At 63.5% G+C, this 3,341-nt stretch carries 4 protein-coding genes; 1 reads left to right on the forward strand and 3 read right to left on the reverse strand.

The window, feature by feature from the left end:
* Positions 1–22 precede the first annotated feature (22 nt).
* Positions 23–1,120: a serine hydrolase domain-containing protein gene (locus ACIQ42_RS17310; protein ID WP_397423477.1), complete on the forward strand. Its 1,098-nt coding sequence runs from the start codon at positions 23–25 to the stop codon at positions 1,118–1,120.
* Positions 1,121–1,321: 201 nt separating this feature from the next.
* On the opposite strand, the gene ACIQ42_RS17315 is transcribed toward ACIQ42_RS17310, so the two are convergent.
* The 3 genes from ACIQ42_RS17315 to ACIQ42_RS17325 all read right to left on the reverse strand — a co-directional run bounded on the left by ACIQ42_RS17315 (position 1,322) and on the right by ACIQ42_RS17325 (position 3,278).
* Complete coding sequence (locus tag ACIQ42_RS17315; RefSeq protein WP_397423478.1) at positions 1,322–2,062, reverse strand: PEPxxWA-CTERM sorting domain-containing protein; 741 nt, start codon at positions 2,060–2,062, stop codon at positions 1,322–1,324.
* Between the two features lie 361 nt (positions 2,063–2,423).
* Positions 2,424–2,747 carry a DUF6968 family protein gene (locus ACIQ42_RS17320; RefSeq protein ID WP_397423479.1) on the reverse strand — a complete coding sequence of 108 codons (324 nt, stop codon included), beginning with the start codon at positions 2,745–2,747 and terminating at the stop codon, positions 2,424–2,426.
* 57 nt (positions 2,748–2,804) lie between these two features.
* Positions 2,805–3,278 carry a hypothetical protein gene (locus ACIQ42_RS17325; RefSeq protein WP_397423480.1) on the reverse strand — a complete coding sequence of 158 codons (474 nt, stop codon included), beginning with the start codon at positions 3,276–3,278 and terminating at the stop codon, positions 2,805–2,807.
* Between the last annotated feature and the right edge of the window lie 63 nt (positions 3,279–3,341).

The raw sequence follows: 3,341 nt of genomic DNA on the forward strand, positions 1-3,341 counted from the left end.
CCCCCCATAGCGAGAGGGATCGATGAAGGTCGGGGCGATTATTGTGGCGTTTTTGCTCGCCGTGACCGGAGCAGGTCCGGCGCTTGCCCAGGCCTCCGGGCCGGCGCGTTTGCAGGCGGCGGTCGCAGGCCTGCCTCGTCCAGCGGCGATCTATGTCGCGGGCCGGGGAACGCCCGAGCCCTGGGGCGCCGCGGCGGGGGTTGCCTATCCGGGCGCCGGCGGGCCGATTGCGGTCGATACGCCGCTCCGCATCGCCAGCAATACCAAGACCTTCACCGCGGCTACCGTGCTGAGGCTCTGGGAGAAGGGTCGGATTGACCTCGACGCCCCGATCGGACCCCTGCTCAGCCCGTCGCTCAATGCTTTGCTGATCGCCGACGGCTACGACACTGCCGCCATCACCGTGCGTCATCTGCTCAGCCACAGCAGTGGTCTCTATGATCATGGTAGCGACCAACGTTTCGTCGAAGCCGTCATGGCCGACCCCGGCCACCACTGGACCCGCGAGGAACTGGTGGGGCTGTCGATGGCCTATGCCGATCCGCAAAGCGGTCCCGGTGCGGCCTTTCGCTATTCCGACACCGGCTACATCCTGCTGGGCGACATCGTGGAGCGCATCACCGGTCGAACGCTCGGCGTTGCGGTCCGTGAGGAACTGCGGCTCGATAGGCTGGGTTTGACGGCGACATGGTGGGAAATCATGGAACCGGCGCCGCCTGGCCTCATCCGCGCGCCTCAAAGCATCGGAGGCATCAGCGCGGCGAACTGGCACGCCTCGATGGACCTCTACGGCGGCGGCGGACTGATCATGTCGGCGCGCGACCTGGCGGTGTTTTTCGCCGCCCTGTTCGAGGGGCGGATCTTTGACCGGCCCGAAACCCTCAAAGCCATGCTTTGGCAGGGCGATCATAGCCGCGCCGGGCACTATCGTCTGGGCATCTTCGTAAGTGAGATCAACGGACGGACCTTCTACTGGCACAGCGGATTCTGGGGGACCATCGCCCTCTATGCGCCCGACACGGGAGTCGCTGTGGCCGGGGTGACCGTCAACCAGGACGGCTTCGTCGCCATGCGCACCCTGGCCGAGTCAATCATCGGCGCCCCGCCGTCGCGGCCGTGATCGAACCCATGCCCCCAACGACGCTTAAAGTAGGGACACGTACGACTTTTCGCCCCCAACTTTCCCATATCTCCCGGGTAGTGCGACCGGATGGGTTCGTCATGAGCAAGCGGTACGTGTTCCCACCTTCCCTGCACAAATCCACACACAGAAACGCCGCCGATCCTGCGACCGGCGGCGCATGTCTGTCAGACGCAGGGTCTAGGCGGCCACGGCCCTGCGGCGGCGGATCATCGAACCGGCAGCGCCGAAGCCGATGATCATCATCGCCCAGGTCGCGGGCTCGGGGACCAGCGCCACGCTAAGCGAAAGACCCGTGGAGTCATTACCGTAGTTATTCAAGCGGTTGACCACGAAGTCGACCGTGTCGCCCTGCGCCAGCAGGCTGTTGAAAGCGAAATTGGTGGGCGCGCCGGGCTGAAGCGTGTTCTGTAAGGCTGAACCGGAGATGTTCACCGCATTACCGCCGGCCTTGATTCTCACGCCCGTCGGAGTGGTGTCCAGCGCCTGGAAGAACCCGTTAAAGCTATAGCTGCCGCCGGTCTGCGCGGTAAAGCGCACGACAGTGTCGATGTCATCGCCGCCGGTCATGCTGCCGTTCTGGCTGCCGCCGGGATGCAGGTTGAGCACGTTATTCGGATGGACCACTGAGTTGGCGTAAAACAGCGTCGAGGCGGTGGTGTTCATGGCCACCAGCGGCACGAAGAACTGCGGGTTCGTGCTCTGCCAGCAGTTCAGGCCACTGCTGATAATGCAGGCGGTGTTTTGCACAGTGAACCGGGTGAATACGGAATTCTGGCTCGAACCGTATTGCCACACGCTGGAGCCGGTGTTGGCATTGCCGGCGTAGTCTGCAACCACATCCCACGTCGTGGCAGCGAAAGAGGGGGCTACGGAGAATGTGAGCGTCGCCGCAGCCGCAGCCGCCGTAGCCAATTTCAAGACATTAATCGCTGATTTTCCAAGTCTGTGTTTCCAAACGAAAACAGACGGCACGTTCGTTGAGCATGCCTTCAGAGGACGTTCAATCGACTTCGCCTGTCAGGGGAATGATCCGATCACGCCAGGTTGAGTCAGAGCACGCGGTCGATGCTCGCCTTAGTGCCGAGCGTTGGTCTACCTGGTGTCGGAACCTGCCTGCAGGCCGACGAGCCGCATCAATCGGATCTCCGTGTGGCTCGGAGCTCCGGAAATGCCGAATACCCGCGCACTTCCGTCTGATCAGCCACAGCGCGGTGAAGATGCATTTGCATCCGGCCTTTCAACGCCCCCGACACCCCGACGATACGCAGGCGCCTACGCCTCAGAACGGATAAGGTGCCTCATCCGGAAACACCTGCGGCGCCGGGATCCCCAGATACCCGCCGAACGCGCCGAACGCCCCCAACTCGCCGCGCCGGTAAAGATCGCAGCCGTAAAGCGCCGCCGACAACGACGAGAGCGCCAGCGCCAGCGCCTGCAGCCCTGTCTCGCCGTAAACATCCATCGCATGCGCCACCGGCTCGCCGATCTCAAACCGGCAGACCCAGCTCTTCCGCGCCTCCGCGGCATAGGGCGCATGCAGCCGAACCATGACCTTCTCGTCGGACCCCTGTCGATCCAGCCCCTGCTCGGCGATCACGGTCATCGACGTCGTCCTCGGGGGAATGTTTTCAAACCCGGATTCCGGGCGTCGCCCGACGTGTCAATGCAACCCCTCCGCGTGCGCCCTCGGCATCAGCTCTTCGCGGATGAATTTCACCCGGTCCAGCAGCATGTGCGCATGCTCCTGGGTGGGCGCCACAGGGATCGGATAACACTCCGAAAGGTCCTTCTCCTCCAGCACGCAGGTCGCCCAGTCCTCGGCGATGGCGGCATAGAGCTCCAGCCCCAACGCGGGTGTGGGAAAGGTATCCGCCTCGAAGTGCATCGACGGCAGGTCGCCCACCACCACCCACCGCTCCGCATCCTCCGGCGGTCCCCCTGGCGCAAACCGCACCAGAAACAGGCCAAGGATCGTGCCCAGCCCAAAGGCGAGAACCATGTCCTGGATCGGCGGGTCCCAGCGTCCCGTATCGATGAAACGCCAGGCCCTGGCCCTCAACTCAGCCATCTCGGCCACATCTTCCGGCTCGTCGTAGCTGATGTTGATCCCGACCGGAAACCTGGACGTGTCCACGCGCTGGCTCATGGGGAAAAGCTAGCTTTGGCGGCGAAAGTCGTAAAGAACAAAAACGCAACA

The sequence above is a fragment of the Phenylobacterium sp. genome, from assembly GCF_044372605.1.
GTDB lineage: Bacteria > Pseudomonadota > Alphaproteobacteria > Caulobacterales > Caulobacteraceae > Phenylobacterium.

Bases quoted from the DNA above. Each gene is read 5' to 3' on its own strand.
- ACIQ42_RS17310 (WP_397423477.1), top strand. From the start codon at position 23: ATGAAGGTCGGGGCGATTATTGTGGCGTTTTTGCTCGCCGTGACCGGA.
- ACIQ42_RS17320 (WP_397423479.1), bottom strand. From the start codon at position 2,747: ATGACCGTGATCGCCGAGCAGGGGCTGGATCGACAGGGGTCCGACGAG.